At 61.8% G+C, this 20,948-nt stretch carries 17 protein-coding genes; 4 read left to right on the forward strand and 13 right to left on the reverse strand.

Features of this window, described 5'->3' with window-relative positions:
- Positions 1-3 precede the first annotated feature (3 nt).
- Positions 4-1,068, forward strand: coding sequence for a hypothetical protein (locus tag J2X35_RS17265; protein ID WP_310188425.1), 1,065 nt, complete (start codon positions 4-6; stop codon positions 1,066-1,068).
- Positions 1,069-1,093: 25 nt separating this feature from the next.
- On the opposite strand, the gene J2X35_RS17270 is transcribed toward J2X35_RS17265, so the two are convergent.
- The 13 genes from J2X35_RS17270 to J2X35_RS17330 form a co-directional block, all read right to left on the reverse strand.
- On the reverse strand, positions 1,094-2,005 hold the full coding sequence (locus J2X35_RS17270; RefSeq protein WP_310188728.1) for a cation diffusion facilitator family transporter: 912 nt from the start codon (positions 2,003-2,005) through the stop codon (positions 1,094-1,096).
- A 31-nt stretch (positions 2,006-2,036) separates the two neighbouring features.
- A complete protein-coding gene (locus J2X35_RS17275) occupies positions 2,037-4,226 on the reverse strand; it encodes an anthranilate synthase (protein ID WP_310188426.1) in 2,190 nt (729 codons plus the stop codon).
- Between the two features lie 242 nt (positions 4,227-4,468).
- Complete coding sequence (locus tag J2X35_RS17280) at positions 4,469-5,845, reverse strand: FAD-containing oxidoreductase (protein WP_310188428.1); 1,377 nt, start codon at positions 5,843-5,845, stop codon at positions 4,469-4,471.
- Positions 5,842-6,303: a DUF4126 domain-containing protein gene (locus tag J2X35_RS17285; protein ID WP_310188431.1), complete on the reverse strand. Its 462-nt coding sequence runs from the start codon at positions 6,301-6,303 to the stop codon at positions 5,842-5,844. The genes J2X35_RS17280 and J2X35_RS17285 overlap by 4 nt, the downstream gene beginning before the upstream one ends.
- Positions 6,304-6,473: 170 nt before the next feature.
- The gene (locus J2X35_RS17290; RefSeq protein ID WP_056115840.1) at positions 6,474-8,153 is read right to left on the reverse strand and encodes a formate--tetrahydrofolate ligase; all 1,680 of its coding nucleotides are present in this window, start codon (positions 8,151-8,153) and stop codon (positions 6,474-6,476) included.
- Positions 8,154-8,280: 127 nt separating this feature from the next.
- Positions 8,281-9,402 carry a DUF2333 family protein gene (locus J2X35_RS17295; RefSeq protein WP_056111131.1) on the reverse strand — a complete coding sequence of 374 codons (1,122 nt, stop codon included), beginning with the start codon at positions 9,400-9,402 and terminating at the stop codon, positions 8,281-8,283.
- A gap of 19 nt (positions 9,403-9,421) precedes the next feature.
- Entirely contained in the window at positions 9,422-10,729 is a 1,308-nt protein-coding gene (locus J2X35_RS17300; protein ID WP_310188731.1) for a DUF6638 family protein, read from the reverse strand.
- Positions 10,730-10,793: 64 nt separating this feature from the next.
- Positions 10,794-11,204: a DUF559 domain-containing protein gene (locus J2X35_RS17305; RefSeq protein WP_310188733.1), complete on the reverse strand. Its 411-nt coding sequence runs from the start codon at positions 11,202-11,204 to the stop codon at positions 10,794-10,796.
- A gap of 59 nt (positions 11,205-11,263) precedes the next feature.
- Entirely contained in the window at positions 11,264-13,171 is a 1,908-nt protein-coding gene (locus J2X35_RS17310) for an ATP-binding protein (protein WP_310188435.1), read from the reverse strand.
- A gap of 18 nt (positions 13,172-13,189) precedes the next feature.
- The gene (locus tag J2X35_RS17315) at positions 13,190-14,338 is read right to left on the reverse strand and encodes a hypothetical protein (protein WP_310188437.1); all 1,149 of its coding nucleotides are present in this window, start codon (positions 14,336-14,338) and stop codon (positions 13,190-13,192) included.
- A gap of 41 nt (positions 14,339-14,379) precedes the next feature.
- Positions 14,380-15,471 (reverse strand): hypothetical protein, encoded by a 1,092-nt coding sequence (locus tag J2X35_RS17320; protein WP_056111123.1) that lies wholly within the window; start codon positions 15,469-15,471, stop codon positions 14,380-14,382.
- Positions 15,472-15,750: 279 nt separating this feature from the next.
- On the reverse strand, positions 15,751-16,023 hold the full coding sequence (gene rpsU / locus J2X35_RS17325) for a 30S ribosomal protein S21 (protein WP_310188439.1): 273 nt from the start codon (positions 16,021-16,023) through the stop codon (positions 15,751-15,753).
- A 149-nt stretch (positions 16,024-16,172) separates the two neighbouring features.
- A complete protein-coding gene (locus J2X35_RS17330) occupies positions 16,173-17,597 on the reverse strand; it encodes a cation:proton antiporter (protein WP_056111119.1) in 1,425 nt (474 codons plus the stop codon).
- A 255-nt stretch (positions 17,598-17,852) separates the two neighbouring features.
- Here J2X35_RS17330 and J2X35_RS17335 point away from each other — a divergent pair, with 255 nt between their 5' ends.
- From J2X35_RS17335 to choV, 3 genes are all read left to right on the forward strand, one after another.
- On the forward strand, positions 17,853-18,788 hold the full coding sequence (locus J2X35_RS17335; RefSeq protein ID WP_056111006.1) for a choline ABC transporter substrate-binding protein: 936 nt from the start codon (positions 17,853-17,855) through the stop codon (positions 18,786-18,788).
- A 96-nt stretch (positions 18,789-18,884) separates the two neighbouring features.
- The gene (choW, locus tag J2X35_RS17340) at positions 18,885-19,739 is read left to right on the forward strand and encodes a choline ABC transporter permease subunit (RefSeq protein ID WP_310188442.1); all 855 of its coding nucleotides are present in this window, start codon (positions 18,885-18,887) and stop codon (positions 19,737-19,739) included.
- Positions 19,736-20,920, forward strand: coding sequence for a choline ABC transporter ATP-binding protein (gene choV, locus J2X35_RS17345; RefSeq protein WP_056111003.1), 1,185 nt, complete (start codon positions 19,736-19,738; stop codon positions 20,918-20,920). Before choW ends, choV begins: the two co-directional genes overlap by 4 nt.
- Positions 20,921-20,948 lie beyond the last annotated feature (28 nt).

The following is a 20,948-nucleotide window of genomic DNA, read 5'->3' on the forward strand; positions in this document are numbered from 1 at the left end:
CGTATGGCACTTTTCAAAGTCATTACTTTGGGACTCGGCTTGGCGGCTGTCGCCGGCATGGCGTCGGCGCAGGAGAGCGGTAAGCCAGCCGATGCCGAGGCTTGCTACGGCCGCGTCTACAGCCAGTCGCACCTGCAATCCCACCCGGACCAGAAGGTGGCGCGCATTTTCTTTTATTCCGGCAAGGACCCGGTCAGCCGGCCGAACGAAGAGCCTGTGAACAGCGATGCCGATGCAGGTTACAACGGCTTCATGACGACGACGGTTCGCGGTTCGGCAAAGCCGGAGTGGGTTAGTGGCTGGTGCGGCAGCTTTGCCGAAAACAGCGACGGCGAGGTCCGCTGCGGCATGGAATGCGATCGGACCATGGCCTCGCTCAAGCTCGACGGCAAGGACCACATCATCGTCAACGATCTTTCACGCGATCTCTACCTGGATATCGGCGCTGAAGATGAGCTTGGCGCCGCCGAGTATGAGAAACGGGCGCTTGGAAGCGATGACAACGGTTTCAGGCTGGAGCGGATGCCGGCGCAGAGCTGTGTGGCGGAATTCGCCAGGATAGACCCCGTCGATCCGTCGTTGGGGGAGCCGCTGCGCGAAAGGCTGAAGCCTGACCAGCCTTTCTGCTACGGCCGCGATTATGACGACGCCCACATGAAGTCGCATGCCGACCAGATGACGCAGACCATCCGCGTTTTCCGCGGGCAGACGGAACTTGCTTCCTTTGCGTCGTCCGGCGATCCGCAATATTGGCCGAACGATGCCGACGTGTCCGTCACGGTCACGACCAAGCAGAATGCGGCCAAGGCCACGCAGACCTATTCCTGTCAGGGTGAGGGCGACCAGTGGCGCTGCTCGGCCACGGGCGGCAAGGGTGGCTCCTCCTGCGATATTTCTCAGAAGGAGATATTCCTGCGCCGCGGCGCGAACGGCACGATGATGCTGGCCAATCCGAACAGCAGCCTGCCGATCGTCGATCTTTGCTCGGCAGCGGCGGAAGGCAAGACCGCATCCGACGATGCGGTCTACCGGCTCGAACCGATGCCGCAATCCGCCTGCGCACCGTGATCCAGAGTTGAGCCTGAACTAGTCCTCAGGCAAACGGGACAGCGGTGGTGCCTTTTGGCAGCTTCGCCTCGTCGTCGGGCTCGACATGGATGGTGACGCGCACGGAGGGGATTTCCGCCCTCAGCGCGTCTTCGATCCGGTCGCAGATGACGTGGCTTTCGCCCACCGTCATGTCGGCATCCACCACCATGTGAAACTCGATGAAGGTGGCGCGCCCGGCAATGCGCGTCTTGAGGTCGTGGACCTCCATCGCACCCTTGCAATTGGCGGAGATGATGTCTCGGATGCGGACGTGCTCGTGGATGTCCACGGCGCGGTCCATCAGGCCGTTCATGGACGACCCGATGACATGCCAGCCCTGCCAGAGGATGTTCAGCGCCACCAGAACCGCCAGCAGCGGATCGAGTATCTGCCATCCTGTCAACACGGCCCCGACCAGGCCGATAATGACGCCGACCGAGGTCACGACGTCGGTCATGATGTGCTTGCCGTCGGCGACGAGGGCTGGCGATTTTTCCGCGCGGCCGGCGCGGATCAGGGTGAACGCCCATGCGGCATTGATGAGCGAGGCGACGCCGTTGACGGCGAGTCCCTGCCAAGGCTGTTCGATCGGAACAGGAGCCTGCCAGGAGCGCCAGACTTCCGCGATGATCAGCAGCGCGGCCAGCACGATCAGCACGCCTTCCAGCACAGCGGAGAAGTATTCCGCCTTGTGGTGACCGAAGGGGTGGTCGTCGTCGGCCGGCTTGTGGCTGACGCGGATCGCCCAGAAGGCGGCAAAGGCGGCGATGACGTTGACGGTCGATTCCAGCGCGTCGGAATAGAGAGCGACCGACCCGGTCATCATCCAGGCAACCGCCTTCAGGCCGAGCACCGCGAACGCGATAAAGATGGTCCACAGCGCGAGCGTTGTAACACGGCGCTTCGAGGTCGAAATTTTCGGTTGGATCGTAGTTGCCACAGCCTCGCTAAGCCGCCTTGTCCTTCGCCTTGCGCGGCAGATGCGCAACGATGTTTTCGATGATCCGCATGCCGGCGTTGTGGCCAAGCGTCATGATCGATTCCGGATGGAATTGCACGGCGGCAATGGGCTCCTTGCGATGTTCGAAGGCCATGATGACGCCATCTTCCGTTTCGGCCGTGACGATGAAGTCGTCGGGCAGCCGCACCGGGTCGGCGAAGATCGAATGATAGCGGCCAACCGTTACTTCCTTCGGCAGGCCGGAGAAGATCACGCCGGGCTTGGAGACGCGGATGCGCGAAGGCTTGCCATGCATCGGCACGTGCAACTGGCGCAACTCGCCGCCATAAGCTTCCGCCAGCGCCTGCAGACCGAGACAGACGCCAAAGATCGGCAGGTCGCGCTGCCGCGCATTCTTGATGGTGGCGGCGCAGTCGAAATCCTTGGGCGTACCCGGTCCCGGCGAAAGCACGACGAGGTCCGGCTTCAGGCGGTCGAATGTCTCTTCCGGGACCGGCGAGCGCACGGTCGAGACATTGGCGCCGGTCTGGCGGAAATAATTCGCCAGCGTGTGGACGAAACTGTCCTCGTGGTCGACCAGCAGGATGTTCACGCCCTCGCCGACGCGGGCGGTAGCGCGTTCGACGGCGGCGGAGTTTCCGGTCTTGGCGTCGCGGATGGCGGAGAGCATGGCGGATGCCTTCAGTTCGGTTTCGGCTTCCTCTTCCTCGGGCACGGAATCGAACAGCAGCGTCGCGCCGGCGCGCACTTCGGCGATACCGTCCTTGATGCGGATGGTCCGAAGCGTCAGCCCGGTGTTCAGGTCGCCGTTGAAATTGACCATGCCGATGGCGCCGCCATACCAGGCGCGCGGCGATTTCTCGTTCTGCTCGATGAAGCGCATGGCCCACAGCTTCGGCGCGCCGGTGACGGTGACGGCCCAGGCATGGGACAGGAACGCGTCGAACGCATCCATGCCTTCGCGCAGCCGGCCTTCGATGTGATCGACGGTATGGATCAGCCGCGAATACATCTCGATCTGGCGGCGGCCGATGACGCGAACGGAGCCCGGCTCGCAAACGCGCGACTTGTCATTGCGGTCGACGTCCGAGCACATGGTGAGTTCGGACTCGTCCTTCTTGGAATTGAGCAGCTTGAGGATCTGCTCGGAGTCGGAAATGGCGTCGTCACCGCGCTTGATGGTGCCGGAAATCGGGCACGTCTCGACGCGGCGGCCGTTGACCCGCACGAACATCTCCGGCGATGCGCCGACGAGGAATTCGCCTTCGCCAAGGTTGATGAAGAAGGAGTAGGGCGAGGGGTTTATGGACTTCAGCTTGCGCGAAATCTCGGACGGCGCCGTCTCGCAGCGTTCATAGAACATCTGGCCGGGCACGACCTCGAAGAGGTCGCCGCGCTTGAAGCTCTCCTTGGCCTTTTCGACGATCTTGGCGTATTCGCCGGGTTCGTGGTCGCCCCGCGGCGGGATGCGGTCGGCAGGCTTGAATGGCTCAGCCTCGGTTTCACGCGGCAGGCCCTCGGTGGAAAAGCCGTCGCCGGAAAAGTCGTAACGATCGGTCCAGGCCTTGGCCGAATAGTGATCGACGACAAGGATCTCGTCGGGCAGGTACAGGACCAGGTCGCGCTGGCTCTGGCTGCGCTCGAGTTTGTGGTCGACCGGATCGAACTGAAAGGCAAGGTCGTAGCCGAAAGCGCCGTAAAGGCCGATGTTGGCGTCGTCGCTCGTCTTGAACAGCGCGGTGATGGCGCGAAGCACGGTGAAAACCGAGGGAACGCGCGAGCGCTCTTCCTCGGTGAAGACGCGCCCCGGTTCGGCGACCGTCAGCGCCAGACGGCGCCTGGTCGTCTGGGTGAGCGTCACCTCATCGACGGCCAGCAGCATGCGGGCGATGGCCGGCAGCATGGCTTCGCCGCGCTGGTTCAGAGCCTCGATGCGCATGGCGCGGCCGCGCGCCGAGATGACAAGAGGCGGATCGATGATGGCGGTATCCCAACGCGTGTAGCGGCCTGGGTATTCGTAATTGGAGGAGAACACCGCGCCGCGGCGCGCGTTAAGGCCGTCGATATAAGCTTCGATGGCGCCGTCATAGGGTTTGTCGTGGCGCTCGCGCGTGATGGAAATGCCACCCGCCGTGACGAAGCGTTCGGCTCCGTTCTCCAGAATTTCCACCGTCATTGCCATCTCCTTGTTCGCCGCTCGGAGGCTGGGGCACTTCTGGAAAACAAAAGGCCGCCGGACTTCTCCTGCGGCCACTCTCTGATTTCTACGCACACGCGTTTCGAGGGGCCGCTACTCGCTGGCCCACCACCAAACGGTCTTGATCGAAAGCATGTTCATGGCGAAACCTTTAGCGACGATTGCGATGCCGCGCAACCGGATTTGCACGAAGGCTGACAGGCAGCCCGGGCAACCACCCGTCAGGCCAGCGGCTTCATTTCCTGTGCGATCGTCGGCAGAAGTTCAGCCACGTTAGGATGGATGTGCACGGCGCGCCGCAGCGTCGTCACCGGCGCCCTGGCGTACATCAGGTCGAGCACGCAGTGCACGGCCTCGTCGCCTCCGGGACCAAGAACGGAGCAGCCGAGAATCTCGCTTGTGTCGGCATCGGCCAGTATCTTCATGAACCCCTGCGTCTCGCCCTTTTCGACAGCCCGGCCGACGCGGGTCATAGGCCGCTGGCCGACCAGCACGTTGCGGCCGGATTTGCGCGCCGCCGTCTCGGTCATGCCGCAGCGTCCAAGCGGCGGGTCGATATAGAGCGCGTAGGCTTCGATGCGGTCGCTCACCCTGCGCGTGCCGCCATCCAGCAGGTTGGCGGCGACGATCTCGTAGTCGTTGTAGGAGGTGTGGGTGAAGGCGCCCTTGCCGTTGCAATCGCCCAGCGCCCAGATGCCGGGCAAACTGGTGCGCAGTTCGTCATCGACGGCTATGAAACCCCGCTTGTCGGTTTCGACACCGGCTTTTTCCAGTCCGAGATCCTCGGTGTTGGGCACGCGCCCAAGCGCCAGCAGCACATGCGAACCGACAGCCGGCGACTCACCGGCGGAAAACGTCACGGCGATGCCGTCGCCCTCTTTGGCGAAGCGTATGTCATCCGCGCCGAGATGAATTTTTATCCCTTCGTTTTCGAGGATGGAGAGGATTGCGGCGGATACATCCTCGTCCTCGCGGCCGATCAGGCGAGGGGATTTTTCGATGACGGTCACCTCCGAGCCGAAGCGGCGGAACATCTGCGCGAATTCGAGCGAAATGTAGCTGCCGCCGACGACGACGAGATGGCGCGGCAGCACGTCGAGGTCCATCATCGAGGAATTGGTCAGATAGTCGATGTCCTGGACGCCCGGCAGGTCCGGCACGGATGCGCGGCCACCGACATTGATGAAAATCTTTTCAGCGGTCAGAAGATCGTCGCCGACCCGGACCGTGTTCGCGTTCTCGAAGCGGGCATGGCCGCGAAACAGCGTGCAGCCCGTCATGCCGGCGATCCAGCCTTCCAGGCCGGCGCGGGCGTCGTTGGATACCTTGTCCTTGCGCGCCTTCACCGCCCTCATGTCGACGCCGACCGGGCCGGAAAGCGTCACTCCGTATTCAGCGGCGCGGCGGGCGAGGTGGGCGGCATAGGCGCTGGCGACCATCGTCTTGGTCGGCATGCAGCCGGTGTTGACGCAGGTGCCGCCGACCAGCTTGCGCTCGATCAGCGCCACCTTCATGCCGGCGGCGCTGAGCCGTCCCGCCAGCGGCGGGCCGGCCTGGCCGCAACCGATGACGATGGCGTCGAACTTTCGCGCCGTCATGCGACGGCCGCGACAATCAGCAGCGCGCCGAAGACGGCGACGGCATCCTCGACAAGCGCGGCGGGCAAATCCCGTCCGAACGCTGCTGCAAGCCGGCCGCGAATTTCAGCGCCGCCCAGCGTGCCGATGATGGCGCCAACGACGCCGCTCGCCAGTCCGCCCAGCGTCAAGCCGCCAGCCGCGCCAATGACTGCGCCGCAGAGGGCGCCAAGAAGGATGCGCGCAACGAACTGCTGCGGCACCTTGCGGCTCGGCGTCGAAGGGAGCTGGTCAGTCACGAGTTCGGCGAGGGCAAGGACTGTGAAAATGCCAACCGTCGCCCAATGACCCATGAAGCTCGCCCAGGTGCCGGCAATCGGCAGCCAGCCAAGCCAGGCGCCCCAGGCGACAGCAGCGGGCGCGGTCATCGCCCGCAGGCCGGCGATGACGCCGATCAGAAGTGCAAGCAGATAAAGCATGTTGATCCCCCTCAAGATCGGACAGCAAAGGCTGCCGGGGGCAGGCTATCACAGCACAGTGCTTTGAACAGGTGCCAGCCGCGAAAGGGCGGCACGCGGATGCAACGGGCATGAGCATGCGAGCGGGGCGTTGCCATGACCAAAGTGGAAAAGCCTGAAGGGGTGGAGCCTTAGAACAATCCCTCGATCTGGCCCTGCTCGTTGAGGAATATCTTTTCCGAGGAGGGCGTCTTCGGCAATCCGGGCATGGTCATCACCTCGCCGCAGATGATGACGACGAAGCCAGCGCCGGCGGCGAGACGCACCTCGCGCACCGGCACGGTGTGACCGGTCGGCGCGCCGCGCAGGTTGGGATCGGTCGAGAACGAATACTGCGTCTTGGCCATGCACACCGGCAGATGGCCGTAACCGGCCTGCTCCCATGCGTGGAGCTGGTCGCGCACCGACTTGTCGGCAATCGCCTCGTCGCCGCGATAGATGCGCTTGACGATGGTGTTGACCTTGTCGAACAGCTTCATGTCGTCGGGATAGAGCGGCGAGAATTGCGAGGTTCCGCTCTCGGCCATTTCGACCACTTTCCTCGCCAGTTCCTCGATGCCGGCCGACCCTTGCGCCCAGTGCTTGCACAGGACCGCCTCGGCGCCCTGCGCTTCGACGAAGGCCTTCATGGCCGCTATCTCGGCATCCGTATCGGTGGTGAAATGGTTGATGGCGACGACGGCGGGCACGCCGAACTGCTTGACGTTCTCGATGTGGCGGCCAAGGTTGAGGCAACCCTTCTTCACCGCCTCGATATTCTCGCCGCCGAGGTCTTCCTTCTTGACGCCGCCATTCATCTTCATGGCGCGGACAGTGGCGACGACAACGGCGGCGGCCGGTTTCAAGCCGGCCTTGCGGCATTTGATGTCGAAGAATTTTTCGGCCCCGAGGTCGGCGCCGAAACCGGCTTCGGTGACGACGTAGTCGGCAAGCTTGAGCGCCGTCGTGGTGGCGACCACTGAATTGCAGCCATGCGCGATGTTGGCGAACGGGCCGCCATGCACGAAGGCGGGGTTGTTCTCCAGCGTCTGCACCAGGTTCGGCTGCATGGCGTCCTTCAACAGGACAGCCATCGCGCCATCGGCCTTGAGGTCGCGGGCGTAGACCGGGCTCTTGTCGCGGCGGTAGGCGACGATGATGTCGCCGAGGCGCTTTTCCAGGTCCTTCAGGTCGGTGGAAAGACACAGGATCGCCATCACTTCCGAGGCGACTGTGATGTCGAAGCCGGCCTCGCGCGGGTAGCCGTTGGCGACGCCGCCGAGCGAACAGATAATCTCGCGCAGCGCGCGGTCGTTCATGTCCATGACGCGACGCCAGACGACGCGGCGGGTGTCGATGCCGAGGTCGTTGCCCCAGTAGATGTGGTTGTCGATCAATGCCGAGAGCAGATTGTGCGCGGTGGTGATGGCGTGGAAATCGCCGGTGAAATGGAGGTTCATGTCCTCCATCGGCACGACCTGGGCGTAGCCGCCGCCGGCAGCGCCGCCCTTGACGCCGAAGTTCGGCCCGAGCGAGGCCTCGCGGATACAAACGATTGCCTTCTTGCCGATCCGGTTCAGTCCGTCGCCGAGACCCACAGTGGTGGTGGTCTTGCCTTCACCGGCGGGGGTCGGGTTGATGGCGGTGACGAGGATGAGCTTGCCGTCCTTCTTGCTCTTCACCGACTTGATGAAATCGGCCGAGACCTTCGCCTTGTCGTGGCCATAAGGCAGCAGATGCTCGGACGGAATGCCGATCCTGGCGCCGATCTCCTGGATCGGCTTCTTCTTCGCCGCGCGCGCAATCTCGATATCGGACTTGAATTCAGCCATGCCGCACTCCCATTGCTTCGATGCCTGAGCGAGGCGCATAGAAGCGCGACAGACGCCGCTTCCGCCGTCCCAAAACAGCCGCGCAATACGCGAAAAGCGACAGGGGCGCCGGAGTGGCTACGTCTGTCTACTGCGCCAGCACGTTCGAGATTTCGACCATATTGGAGCGGACCCGGAGCACATAGAAGCCCATCGTCGTCAGGTGCGTGGCGAAGATGCCGGTCTCCGAGCTGTTGGCGATCAGCCACGGCTGGATGCGCAGCGCCGAGACGAACTGGTCGTCCATCGTGTCCCACAGGCTCTTCAAATTCTTCTGCTTGATGACCTCCTCGAAATCGGCCTGCGCGGCCTTCATCAGCCCGTAATAGGCATAGAGCTGGCCATAGGCGAACCAGAAGCGGTCGTCGGCGCGCGGGTCGAAGAAGCCGTAGTCGTAGTTCTCGGCGCGATCCTTCAGGATGGCCGAAGTCGAGCCGATGTCGGAAGCGATGCGATCGACATATTGCTTGAGGTTGTCGGCGCGGGCGTCGAACACCGCCTGGCAGGTTTCCAGCCGGCTGTTGAAGGCGCGCAGCTTCGTCACCGCCGAGCGGTAGTAGCTCGGCGTTGGGGTCTTCGGTCCGAACGGGCGCAGGCCGAAATACCAGGTTTCCTCGTCGAACTGCAGATTGCCGCGTGCGTCCTGCAGGTCGCCGTCGATCTGCGAGGTGGTGCGCACGCGGCCCATATTGTCGGCCAGTTCGGTCGAGGTGCGGCGCACCGCCTGATTGATGCCGCGCTGGAACGAGGCCTTGTTGTCCATGAACGGCGTGTGGTCCCAGTCGATGCCGAACAGGCCGAGCTTGTAGAGCAGGGTAGAGGATATCCAGGCGTTCTGGTTGACGTTGAGATCGGTCAGGTCGGCGGTCACCTGGGCGATGGCCGAGCGGCCGCAGGTCCTTGCCGTATCCGTTCCCGCGCCGGCGGCCACCTGCTCGCCGGCGGAGACGTTGCGGTTTTCGAACTGGTAGCTCTCGACATAGTTGGGATCGAAGCCGTTCCAGACCTGCGTCATGTAGAAGAAGCGGATATAGAAGCCGACCAGCAGCAGCAGCGCCACGCCGACCACCGCCTTCAAGATCCAGCCGCGTTGCGTGTACCAGCGACCAGCCCATAGGAATGGCCACAGGATGACGCCAATGACGAGGCCGATGCCGCGGCCGATCCATTGGAAAATCCGGGTGAAGAAATTCACGATCGGATCGAGCATGGCCGTGTCATCCCCTCGTTCAGTCGGTCAGGCCATACAGGCGGGACCGCAGCGCAATCTTGTCCTTGAGATATGTGGTTTTCAGCATGTCCACAACATGCGATCGCCAGGCTTCGCTGTAGCCTTCGTAGTCCCGATAAAAACCCTGCTTGTTGAAGACATAGCGGGAGATGAAGTCCGAGGGAACGAAATCGGAAATCAGCCGGTTGGTGAGCCAGGCATCCGGGTGGTCGGGACGGGCGCGCACCAGCAGAAAACGCTGCTGCGGGAACACCTCGTCGATCCTGATCTGACCGAACTGCTTGATCTCGCGCTTGGCGGCATTGAGGAAGGGGAAGGCGCCGTCCTTGTTGATCAACTCGGCATGACCGTGGATCCAGGTCTGCAGCCAGACCTTGTCGACCTCGGTCAGGTTGCGGTCCGGTTCCGATTTCCGGATCAGGTCGCGTATGACCATCTCGGCGCGATGCTCGAGATATCCGGACGTTTCGACCCAGGAGGCGCGCGGCAGTTCGATCCTGCCGGTACTGGCGAGAAATTTGAAGACGCTTTCGGCGTCGCGAATTGACAGATAGCTCACCTGCCATGGCCGTGAGCGGCGAAAACCCGGCGCTGAGGGGTCGCTGATGACGGTGGTGACGTCGGGATCGATGAAAACGTAGAGCCCGCCGAAGTGGCTGGTCCAGAAGGCGTTGTGGCGGAAGATGACCTGATCCGGCACGAGAGCGTTTTCGCGGATATCGCCGCAGACCTTGGCAAGCTCGACCATGCGATTGAGCATGGCGTCGTTGCGCCAGGCGTCCGGCTCCTGCTTCAGCCGGTCTACCAGCTTGCCGAGTTCGGCGGCCTTGCCGAGCACGTCCTCGGCCGACAGGACCTTGAACTCGACCTGGTTGATCGAAAGCAGATCCTCGATGTCGTTCACCTCAGAGACCGAATCCTCGATCTCGCCGTAGATCACGTCCTTGATCGTCAGCGCGTTGATGGCGCGCTGGTTCTTCGTCATGAACTCGAACATCAACTGGGAGGTGTTCGAAAAGGCGGTGTGGACCACCGGCAGGTCGATCTGCGACGGGGTCAGGATGATGAAGCGGCGGTTGACGCCATTGGGGTCGAGGTAGTCGTAGTCGCCGCATTCCTCCGCCACCTGCGGCGAGAAGCCGGTGCGGTCGATGTCGAAGCTCTTGAGCTTCGTCGGCTTGAGACCGAATGCGGCCAGCGCCTTGTTGTAGCGCTCGACCAGATGCGGCTCGTCCACCGGCAGCAGGCGGCCGTAGATGAGCTCGTTGTCGCGCAGGAGGTCGGGTTTGTGGGCGGGGCTCACTATTCCTTCTCCCCGTTTACGGGGAGAAGGTGCCCGAAGGTCGGATGAGGGGCGGTACTTACATTCATCATCTTTCCTCCAAAATCGTTGAAGGTAAGAATTTGACATCTGGCGCAATCATCTTTTCTGCCAGTTTTCCGTCAAGTGCCGCAAGAATCGTATCGAGCACCTCCCGTCGATGTTTCAGCACATCTGCGTGCCAGATCCTTAGCACAGACCAGCCATTACGGTTCATCGTTTCGTCACGATACACATCAGACCTTCTCTCGGCGTGCTGGCTTCCATCAACCTCAACGACCAGATTCTTTTCTCTGCAGGCAAAGTCAGCAAAATATGGCCCGATGCGGAGCTGTCGCACGAATTTGTACCCGTTGAGTCGTCTACCCCGTAGCTCATGCCAAAGTTTTTCTTCTGCCTCGTTCTCGACATGGCGCAGTTCGCGGGCTCTCGTCACCTTCTGTTCGTTGCCGCCACGCATACCGCCGCCCCTCATCCGCCCTTCGGGCACCTTCTCCCCGTAAACGGGGAGAAGGAAGATCAACTCCACAGCCCCTTCTTCTGCAATTCCGCCATTTCCCTTGCCGCGCGTTCGCGCAGGCGGGCGTCGCGCAGCAGCTTCTCGACGGCGGAGTCGTCGGACTTGTCGGAGTAGCGGAATTCGCTGTCGGCGTAGCGGTTGATTTCCTGCATGACCATGTCCATCGAGAACGGCCTGCGCAGTTCCTCGACCATCGCTTTCTTCTCGTCGTAGCTCTTGTGCATGAAGGCTTCCGGCTTTTCGAACCATTCGTCGGGAAGCTCGATGTCCATGGCGCGCATCTTGATGGCGTCGGTGACGTTCTTGATGGCGCGGCCGGTGAAGCGCGGCTCCGCCTCCTTGATCATGTGCAGGTAGGTGCCGACATCGGCCAGCGTCTTCGGCTCGCCGCTTTCCTTCAAGAACCGGTCGTAGACGTTCATCAGCCCGTCTTCCCGCGGCTTCTCGTGCTCCTCGTAAGCCTCGGCGATGGCGCGCTGGATTTCCTGCGCCGCATAGAGCTGATGTTCGCCAAGCGGGATCTTGTGGTTCTTGCCGGCAAGCAGGACGAAGATGTCGATGTAGTCGTCGCGCGTCTGCGGCCCGTCAACCAGCCATCGCGCTCCGGCGCGCTGGCGCAGCGCATCGTCGACGTTTTCGGGATAGTTCGAAAACATGCCGAAGGAGCAATTGCCGCGCACCACGGTGGAAGCGCCGGCGAAGGCGTCCATCAGCACGCCGGTGATTTCCTGCTGGCCAGCGGATGCGCGGTCATCGGAACGCTTGGCGGCCACCTGGTCGATGTCGTCGATGGTGCCGAAACCGATGGCGCGCGGGTTGAGCACATCGGTGATGAATTGCCGGCAGTTCTGACCGGACTTGCCCTGATAGGATGAAATCTGGTCGACGCCGAAATTCTCGTAGACGAACTGGTAGCCGGCGACCTTGCAGTAATTGTCGAGCAGTCCGGCGATCATCTGGATCAGCGTCGTCTTGCCGGTACCCGGCGCGCCGTCGCCGATGAAGGTGAACAGGAAGCCGCCCAGTTCCACGAACGGGTTCAACTGCTTGTCGAAATCGTAGGCCATCAGCATCTTGGCGAGCTTGACCGACTGGTACTTGGCGATGTGGTTGCCGACGACCTCTTCGGGCTTCTTGAAGGTCATCACCAGCGGCTTCGATTTCTTGCCCGGCGCAACGTCGAAACCGTCGAGGGTGAAATCGTCCGCGTCGATGCGGATGTGGGTGTTCTCGAAACTGCCCAGTCCGTCGAAGCGGCCCTTGCGCTGCAGCAGGCCATCGACGGCAACGCGGGCGAAGGCGCGGGCCCGCAACATCAGGTCGGCGTCGTCCCTGGCGCCGGCGAGCGCAGTGTCGAGGCCGGCGACCAGCGATTTCACAGCGTCCTGCGGCGTATCGAACAGGAAGGCCGGTTCGGCGACATCATTGGGTGCCTCACCGTCGGAATCGATGAGTTGGAACAGGTAGGAGGCGAAGGAAAACGCCGCGACATAGGCCGAAGCGGACAGGAGTTTCTTGAACGCGGCCGCTTCGTCGCCTTCAAGCGGTGCGCGGGCATTCTTCGCCTGCAGGCTTTCGAGATCGGTGCCTTCGGCGAAGGTATCGGCGATGGCCAGCGCGATCTGCGCGCCGCGACGGGCGCGATAGAGCAGCGTGTGCTGCGGAATGGTCAGCAACTGGTCGTCCGGATGGACGGCCTGCACCGTCTTGGCCAGTTCGACCTCGCGGGTGCGGCGGACCGAGCCAACGGAAACGGTGGAGACGAAGCGGCGGTTGGTGCCGGCGAGCGCCGTGCCGGATTCCCGCGTCGGGTCTTCCATCACGACGACGCGGGTGATGAAGCTCTGCGCGGTGGCGCGATGCTTTTCGATCTCCGCTTCGGAAATGGTGGTCAGGCCGGTGTCCATCTATTGCCCTCGCTGATCTCACACATCGCTGATTACCTGTCCGTTCGACAGGATATGCACCTTGTAGCCCGCGAAAATCTTCTGCACTTCGCCGGCGGCGTAGAGCGCCTGGTAGGCCTCGTGCGGCACCAGAGCGTGGTTTTCATAGCTCGACACGCCCTGGCGGGTGGCTTCGAGGTCGTCGGTGTTGATGTAGAATTCCTGCGTGGTTTTCTCGCTGGAGAACAGGCCGCGCCGGCCGGGCTTTTCGCCCTTGGAATAGACTTCCTGGATGGTCCAGGTCAGCAGCCAGGCATTCTCCGGCTTGCGCACCTTGGCCAGGATTTCCGTGACCGTCGAATTGTTGTCGGTGATGCCGGCGGTGTAGAACGGGCCCAGCACCACGCGGCGCAGTTGCTTAGGGTGCAGCGTCTCGAAATCGCGGTCGAGATTGACGGCAATGGTCATCGGCGCCAGCGAATAGGCGGAGTTCTTCTCGGTGAAATCGTCGAAGCGGTGGGCCAGTTCCGGGTTCAGCAGCCCATCGACGGGCAGGGGAATGTCGATGTGTTCCCTGAGTTTACCTGTATCGCCATCGACGAGCTGGGCGATCATGGCTTCGCTGGAATCCTCCACCGTCACCATATAGACCAGCGGCAGGTTTGCCGTGCCATCGAAGCTCGCCCAGTGAACGAGATAATAGGGCCGGCCGGTCTTCGGGTTGACGGACACCTTGGCGGTCTGCGCCAGGGTGAAAGGGCCGAAAGTCTGCTCGCCCTTGACGTCCTCCAGATAGAGCCGTTCGGCCATCGACTTCTGCAGCGCGCGCGGAAACTCCTTGTGGCGCAGGATGAAGTCGGCCATTTCCTCCCGCAGTTCGCCCGGCAGCGGGATGTTGGTCAGTCGGGCATCCGCCTGACGGCGGTCGTTTTCGAGTTCGAGCAGGTTCTGGAAGACCGGAAAGCCGGATTCCGCCCGCGAAATCCGGAACGCATCCGTGAAGCCGAGACGGTTGCGCCAGCAGGAAAAGGACGTCTCCAAGCGGGCGATGTATTCGGCGACGATCCGGGCGACGATGCCATGCCGGTAGAGCGGCGAACGGTCGTCGCGCATGAACACTTCAAGTCCGCTCAAGGCGGACGAGATGGCGGCGAAGTAGCGGTCGGCCGCATCGGTCTCAGCGGTCATGCGATCCCACCTCGCAACACGCGAGCGTGCCCTGCATCAGCTTACGACGGCTGCACGTAGTTGGCGGAGTTGTGCTTCTTCAGCACGTCGTCGAAGCGCCGGGCGAAAGCGTCGTCGGCCAGCTTCTTGCGGCGCTGGATGTCGGCGGTGGCAACCATGTTCTTCTCGTGCATTTCAAGCAGGTCGCCGATGTGCTTCTGCGCCGCAGCGCCGATGCCGGCCATGGTTTCCTCCGCCGTGTTGTCGACCTGGCTGCCAAGCGTGTTGATCTTGTGGGCGACATCCTGCTGCGCCGCCGTCTTCAGCGAGTCTTCCAGCGCCTTGTAGAGCACGATGCGCTGCTCGGTATCGATGGTCAGCTTGTTGATCAGCGTCGCCTGCGCGGCGATCTGGTTGTTGAGCGAATCCACGAAGGTCTGGAACATGGAGGTGTAGCGCTCCAGCGTCTGGCTTTCGGCCAGCAACTCCTGCTCCTTGGCCTGCTTTTCGTTGTACTCGGTCGCCATCTTGGTGCGCTCGCCCTCAAGCTGGGTGCGCTCCTTCTGGTTGGTCGATGAGGCGATCTTGTTCTCGATGTCGAGCAGCAGCGGATTGAGCTCGACGATGCGCTTCTGCACCGTTTCCAGATTGGCCATCGTCGTCTTGCGACGCTCGATCACCTGGGAAAGGCTTGCCTCCGAGGTCTTGTAGCGCTGATCGAGAACGTCCTTCTGCGCCTTCAGGATTCCGACGATGGTGTCCGACTTGGTCAGCAGTTCTTGTAGATTGCCGGCAAGCGACATGTTGCGGACGCGGTCGGTGCGCATGCGCTGCTGCCGCTGTTTGGAAAACATGCCAATGAAGTTTTCCCAGCCCGTATAGTTCTTCATGCTTTCGAATTCGGCGCCGAAGACGTTGGTGGCGTCTTCCAGCCCGATGATGAGATCGGCGATATTGCCTTCCATCACCTTCTGCTGCTTGAGCACGTCGTCGATGCGGGCATTCTCGATATCGAAATTGGCGTCGCCGATCTTCTTGTCGGCCTGGGCCAGCGTATCCAGCACGGTTCCAGACTGTTCGATCTTGGAGCGCATCTCCTCGACGACCTGCTTCGTCCTGGCAATTTCGGCATCGAAATTCTGCAATGTCGCCATAGGGAGCCCTCCTGCTTCGGCATGCGATCGCGTGTCGCGAGCAGCCGCGAATATAAGAGGGGCATCTGGGGAATGAAAGACGGAAGAAACGGGATGGAAGGAAAAGGAAACGATCGGGTTCCTGCCATGGCCTGGCGACGTGCGGAATCGCGTGGCATCCCCGTCATCAGATGAGCGAGATGTGCCCTGTGAGAGGGAGCACATATCCCAGGCGCGCCGTCCACCATTGGAACAACCCGTTGGCGGGCGGCGCTTCAAGCAGTCAAATTCTTGAAAAAATCAACTTGCCTGGCCGGTGCCTGCGGCACTGCGCGGCGAAGCCGGGCGCGGCTTCTTGATCGGCGCGGCGATGAGGCCTTCGCGAATTGCCAGCTTGCGCGCTGCCTTGCGCGTTCTGCGCACCGCCTCGGCCTTTTCGCGGCCGCGCCGCTCGGAGGGTTTTTCGTAAGCGCGCCGGGCCTTCATTTCCCGAAAGACGCCTTCGCGCTGCAATTTCTTTTTCAGGACCCTGATGGCCTGTTCGACGTTGTTGTCACGTACCAATACCCGCAATGGTCTTCCTTTGTTTTTGTTGATATTTGGGGCGAGAGGGCGGCCCGAAGCGGCCCGTTTCCCCTATATAGGCTCTCTTGCCCGGCATTGACAGGGCAGGACGGCTCATCATCGGGAAGAAGACCGGTCCGGCCCTCTCGGCGCGCCGCTTAGCGTGACGGTTGCGCCTGGCCCAATTTGCGGTGGGATGTTTCGCCGAACAGTGTCAGGAGCGGGCCGGTCATGATGGTTGTCGTAAGCGCCATGATGACAAGCATGGTGAAGATGCGTGGCGACAGGATTCCCATGTCGTAGCCGATATTGAGCGCAATCAGCTCGACAAGGCCCCGCGTGTTCATCAGCGCGCCGATCTGCAGGGACTCACGCCAGCCATTTCCCGTCAGTTTCGCAGCGATCGTGCTGGCGCCGAGTTTACCGGCCGTGGCCACGGTTATGATGACCAGGCACCATAACACGCTCGACCAGTCGTTGAGCAGGTCGACCCTGGTCCTCAGGCCGGTGAACACGAAGAAAAGCGGCAGCAGCAGAACCGAGCTGAACTTCTCAAGGCGATGATTGACATGCTTTCGAAACGAGACGGAGGACGGCATTATTGTGCCGGCAAGGAAGGCCCCGAACAGCGCGTGGATGCCGATGCTCTCGGTAAAGAAAGCAGAGGCGACAATAACCCATAGAACCAGGGCCAATGTGCCGTGCGACACCTCTCCTCCCGAGAGTTCCTGCTTGTCGATGAGGCGTGGCAGCAAATGGCGAACGCCGAAAATCATGATGACGACGAAGATGCCGACCAGCACGATAGTCATCACGACCCCGCCGAGACCGCCGGCGCTGGAAATGGCTACCACGAACGCCATGATCGTCCATGCGCTGACGTCGTCGACGGCAGCGCAGGTCAGCGCCAGGCTGCCCAGTGGTGTGTTGGTTATCCCGCGGTCCTGGAGAATGCGCGCCAGCACGGGAAACGCGGTAATGCTCATGGATATGCCCATGAACAACGCGTAGCTGGTAAAAGTGGCCTTCGGTCCTGCCGTCTCGGCGTAAAGGAAGATCGCAAGTGTCACGCCCATCAGGAACGGGACGACGATGCTTGCATGGCTAACCGCCACGGCGGAGCTTGCCTTGCTGCGCAGATGGGTCATGTTCACCTCCATGCCGATCACGAACATGAAGAGACAGACGCCGATCTGGGCTAACATTTGCAGCGTAGGCAGGGACTGCGGTGGAAACACGAATGCGAAAGCGCCGGGCGCGAGGAGGCCGAAAAGCGATGGTCCGAGGAAAACACCGGCCATCATCTCGCCGATGACAGACGGAAAGCCGAGTTGCGTAAATACGCGTCCAAAAAACTGGACCGCTACGATGATCACCAGCAACTGGACGAAAAGATGCGCCAGAGGGGTGCCGAGATTAACCCCGATCGCCTGATGCAGGGCGTCCCACAGAGATGTGGTCGTGGCAATGCCAACAGGCGCATTTGGCTCAGGCGGCAACATTGTAGCGCCGACGCGCAGGACTACGATAATCGCGGCAATGGAAACCAGAACGACGAAGAAATAGGCAAGAGCTCGCTTCATCGAGTCACTATGTGTCAATCGAGATATGGCAGCAAGATTTTTTTAAGCCGTATAAAAATTTAGACGTTTGCGCTGAAAAGGTGTGAATTGTGGAGATTTGCCTGCAGGAATTCACGCAAATCGTGTCGCTGATCGGCCAACGCACGCCGCCGTCCGCATAGCGCCGCCGCTTGAAACAACATCAAAATGGTGTTTGGCTGGCAAATAGCAAAAATAACATCATCGTCCGCCAAAAGTTCAAATGGGAGATCGTCTATGTCGCGTATGAAACTCATCGCTGCCGGCATCGGGCTGGCGAGCGTTCTCTCCACCGGCGCGGCCTTTGCCGCCGATCCTGAAAGCTGCAAGACCGTTCGCCTGTCCGATGTCGGTTGGACCGATATCCAGGCGACCACCGGCGTTGCGTCGGTCCTGCTGACGGCGATGGGCTACGAACCGCAGGTGATCCAGCTTTCCGTACCGGTGACTTATGCGTCGCTGAAGAACAAGGACCTCGATGTTTTCCTCGGCAACTGGATGCCGTCGATGACCAACGACATCAAGGACTATACCGCCGAAGGGTCGGTCGAGACCGTAAGCGAGAACCTTTCGGGCGCCGGCTATGGTCTTGTCGTGCCGGATTACGTGGCCGAAGGCGGCGTCAAGACGCTGACCGACATCGGCAAGTTCAAGGACAAGTTCGATTCCAAGATCTACGGGATCGAGGCGGGCAATGACGGCAACCGCATCATCCTCGACATGCTCACCAAGCCGGAGAACAAACTCGACGGCTTCGAACTGGTCGAGTCGTCGGAGGCCGGCATGCTGACGCAGGCCGAGCAGGCGATGAAGGACAAGCAGTGGATCGTCTTCCTCGGCTGGACCCCGCATCCGGTCATGGGCGCCATGAAGATCGCCTATCTCGACGGCATGGGCGATTCCGGCTTTGGCGCCGCGACCGTGCACACCAATGTGCGCAAGGGCTACACGACCGAATGCCCGAATGTCGGCAAGTTCATCACCAATCTGAAGTTCAATCTCGACATGGAAGGCGAGATGATGGACGCGATCCTCAAGGGCACCGACGCCAATAAAGCGGCGACCGATTGGCTGAAGAAGAATCCCGACGCCGTCACGCCATGGATCGCCGGGGTGACGACTTTCGACGGCGGCGACGCGGCGGCGGCCATCAAAACCGCACTTGGAAGCTGAGCGGTGAGCTTGGTTTGATTTCAGAGGGCAGCCCCGCAAGCGGCTGCCCTTTTGCATTCCGCGAACCAGACGCCGCAAGCGGCGCAGAGGGGTGAAATGGATCCGATTTCGAAATTCTTCACGTCCTGGAAGATTCCGATCGGAGCGTGGGGAAAAGAGTTCTTCACCTTCCTGACCGACAATTTCAACGCCTTTTTCCGCGGCCTGTCGGGCGGCCTGAACGGGTTGCTTGACGGGGTTGTCGATCTGCTGCTGGTGATCCCGCCCATTGCCCTCATCGCTCTGATCGCGCTGTTTGCCTGGTGGTTGCAGAAATCCAGAGGCCTGGCGTTCGGGGTCTTCATCGGCCTGCTGTTCATCCTCAACCAGGGGCTCTGGAAGCAGACGGTGCAGACGCTGGTCCTGGTTGTGGCGGCGACTTTCTTCTCCATGCTGATCGGCGTGCCGCTCGGCATCTGGGCCGGCCACAAGCCGAAGGTCTACCGCATCATGCAGCCGATCCTCGACCTGATGCAGACGCTGCCGACCTTCGTCTATCTGATCCCGGTGCTGACGTTGTTCGGTCTCGGCAATGCCCCGGGCCTGATCGTCACCATCATCTTCGTCATTCCAACGGCGGTGCGGCTCACCCATCTCGGCATCATCTCGGTGCCGAAGTCGATCATCGAGGCGGGTGAAGCTTTTGGCGCGACAAAGCGGCAGTTGCTGTGGAAGGTGGAGTTTCCCTCGGCGCTTCCGACCATCATGGCGGGGCTGACGCAATCGATCATGCTGTCGCTGTCGATGGTTGTGTTCGCGGCCCTGATCGGCGCCGGCGGCCTCGGCACGGAAATCAACCGCGCCCTCGGCTCGCGCAAGATCGATCTCGGTCTTGAAGCCGGGCTGGCGATCGTGGTTCTGGCCATCGTGCTCGACCGGATGACGCGCATCAGCGCGGGAGGCAAAAAATGAGCGTCGCTGTCGATTTCAAGAACGTCGACATCCTGTTCGGCGAAGACACGCGCGAAGCGCTGGCCATGGTGGACAAGGGCGCAAGCCGCGCCGAAATCCTGGAAAAGACGGGCAACGTGCTTGGCTGCGCCGGCGCCAACCTGACGGTTCACGAGGGCGAAATCTCTGTCCTCATGGGACTGTCGGGCTCCGGCAAATCGACGCTGCTGCGCGCCGTGAACCGGCTGAACGTGGTCACCCGGGGGCAAGTGCTGGTGCGCGACGGCGACAAATCCGTCGACGTGGTGACCTGTAACGCCGCGACGTTGAGGCGTCTGCGCCAGAAGCAGGTGGCGATGGTGTTCCAACAATTCGGCCTGCTGCCCTGGCGCACTGTCGAGGAGAATGTCGGCCTCGGATTGGAGCTTGCCGGCGTGCCGGAGGCCGAGCGCAGGGAACGGGTGCAGCGGCAGCTCAAGCTGGTCAATCTGGACCAGTGGGGCAAGAAATACGCGCATGAGCTTTCCGGCGGCATGCAGCAGCGCGTCGGCCTGGCGCGGGCCTTCGCCACCGAAGCGCCAATCCTTTTGATGGACGAGCCGTTCTCGGCGCTCGATCCGCTCATCCGCACCAAGCTGCAGGACGAGTTGCTGCAGCTTCAGGCGGAACTGAAGAAGACGATCATCTTCGTTTCGCACGACCTCGAGGAAGCGCTCAAGATCGGCACCCATATCACCATCATGGAGGGCGGGCGCATCGTCCAGACCGGCGCGCCGGAAGACATCGTGCTCAAGCCGGCCAACGCCTATGTGCGCGACTTCATCGCCAATGTGAATCCGCTGTCGGTGCTGACCGCCTGGAACGTCATGCGCGACAAGCGCGATCTCGAATCCGCCGGGGCAGGGGGCTGGATCTGGCTCGACCGCCGCGAAACCACCCGCTTCAAGATCGACAAGGACGGGCTGGTTTCCGCGGCCGAGCGCGATGGCAAACCGGCGGTGTGGGTCTCATGCGCCGAAGTCGAGTCGCAGCCGGATGAAACCGGGCAGGTGTTCTGGGCCAATCCGGGAACCCCGCTGAAGACCGTGATGCTTGCCATGCACCGTTCGCAAACCGCGCCGGTGGCGCTTTTCGACGAGCAGTCGCGCTTCGTCGGCTCGATCGGCGTGCGGGATGTGCTGAGCGCGGTGTTGAGGCGGTAGCCTTTTCATCCCGTCCATGGGAAAAGCG

The sequence above is a fragment of the Mesorhizobium sp. BE184 genome, assembly GCF_031457045.1.
Taxonomy (GTDB): Bacteria; Pseudomonadota; Alphaproteobacteria; order Rhizobiales; family Rhizobiaceae; genus Mesorhizobium.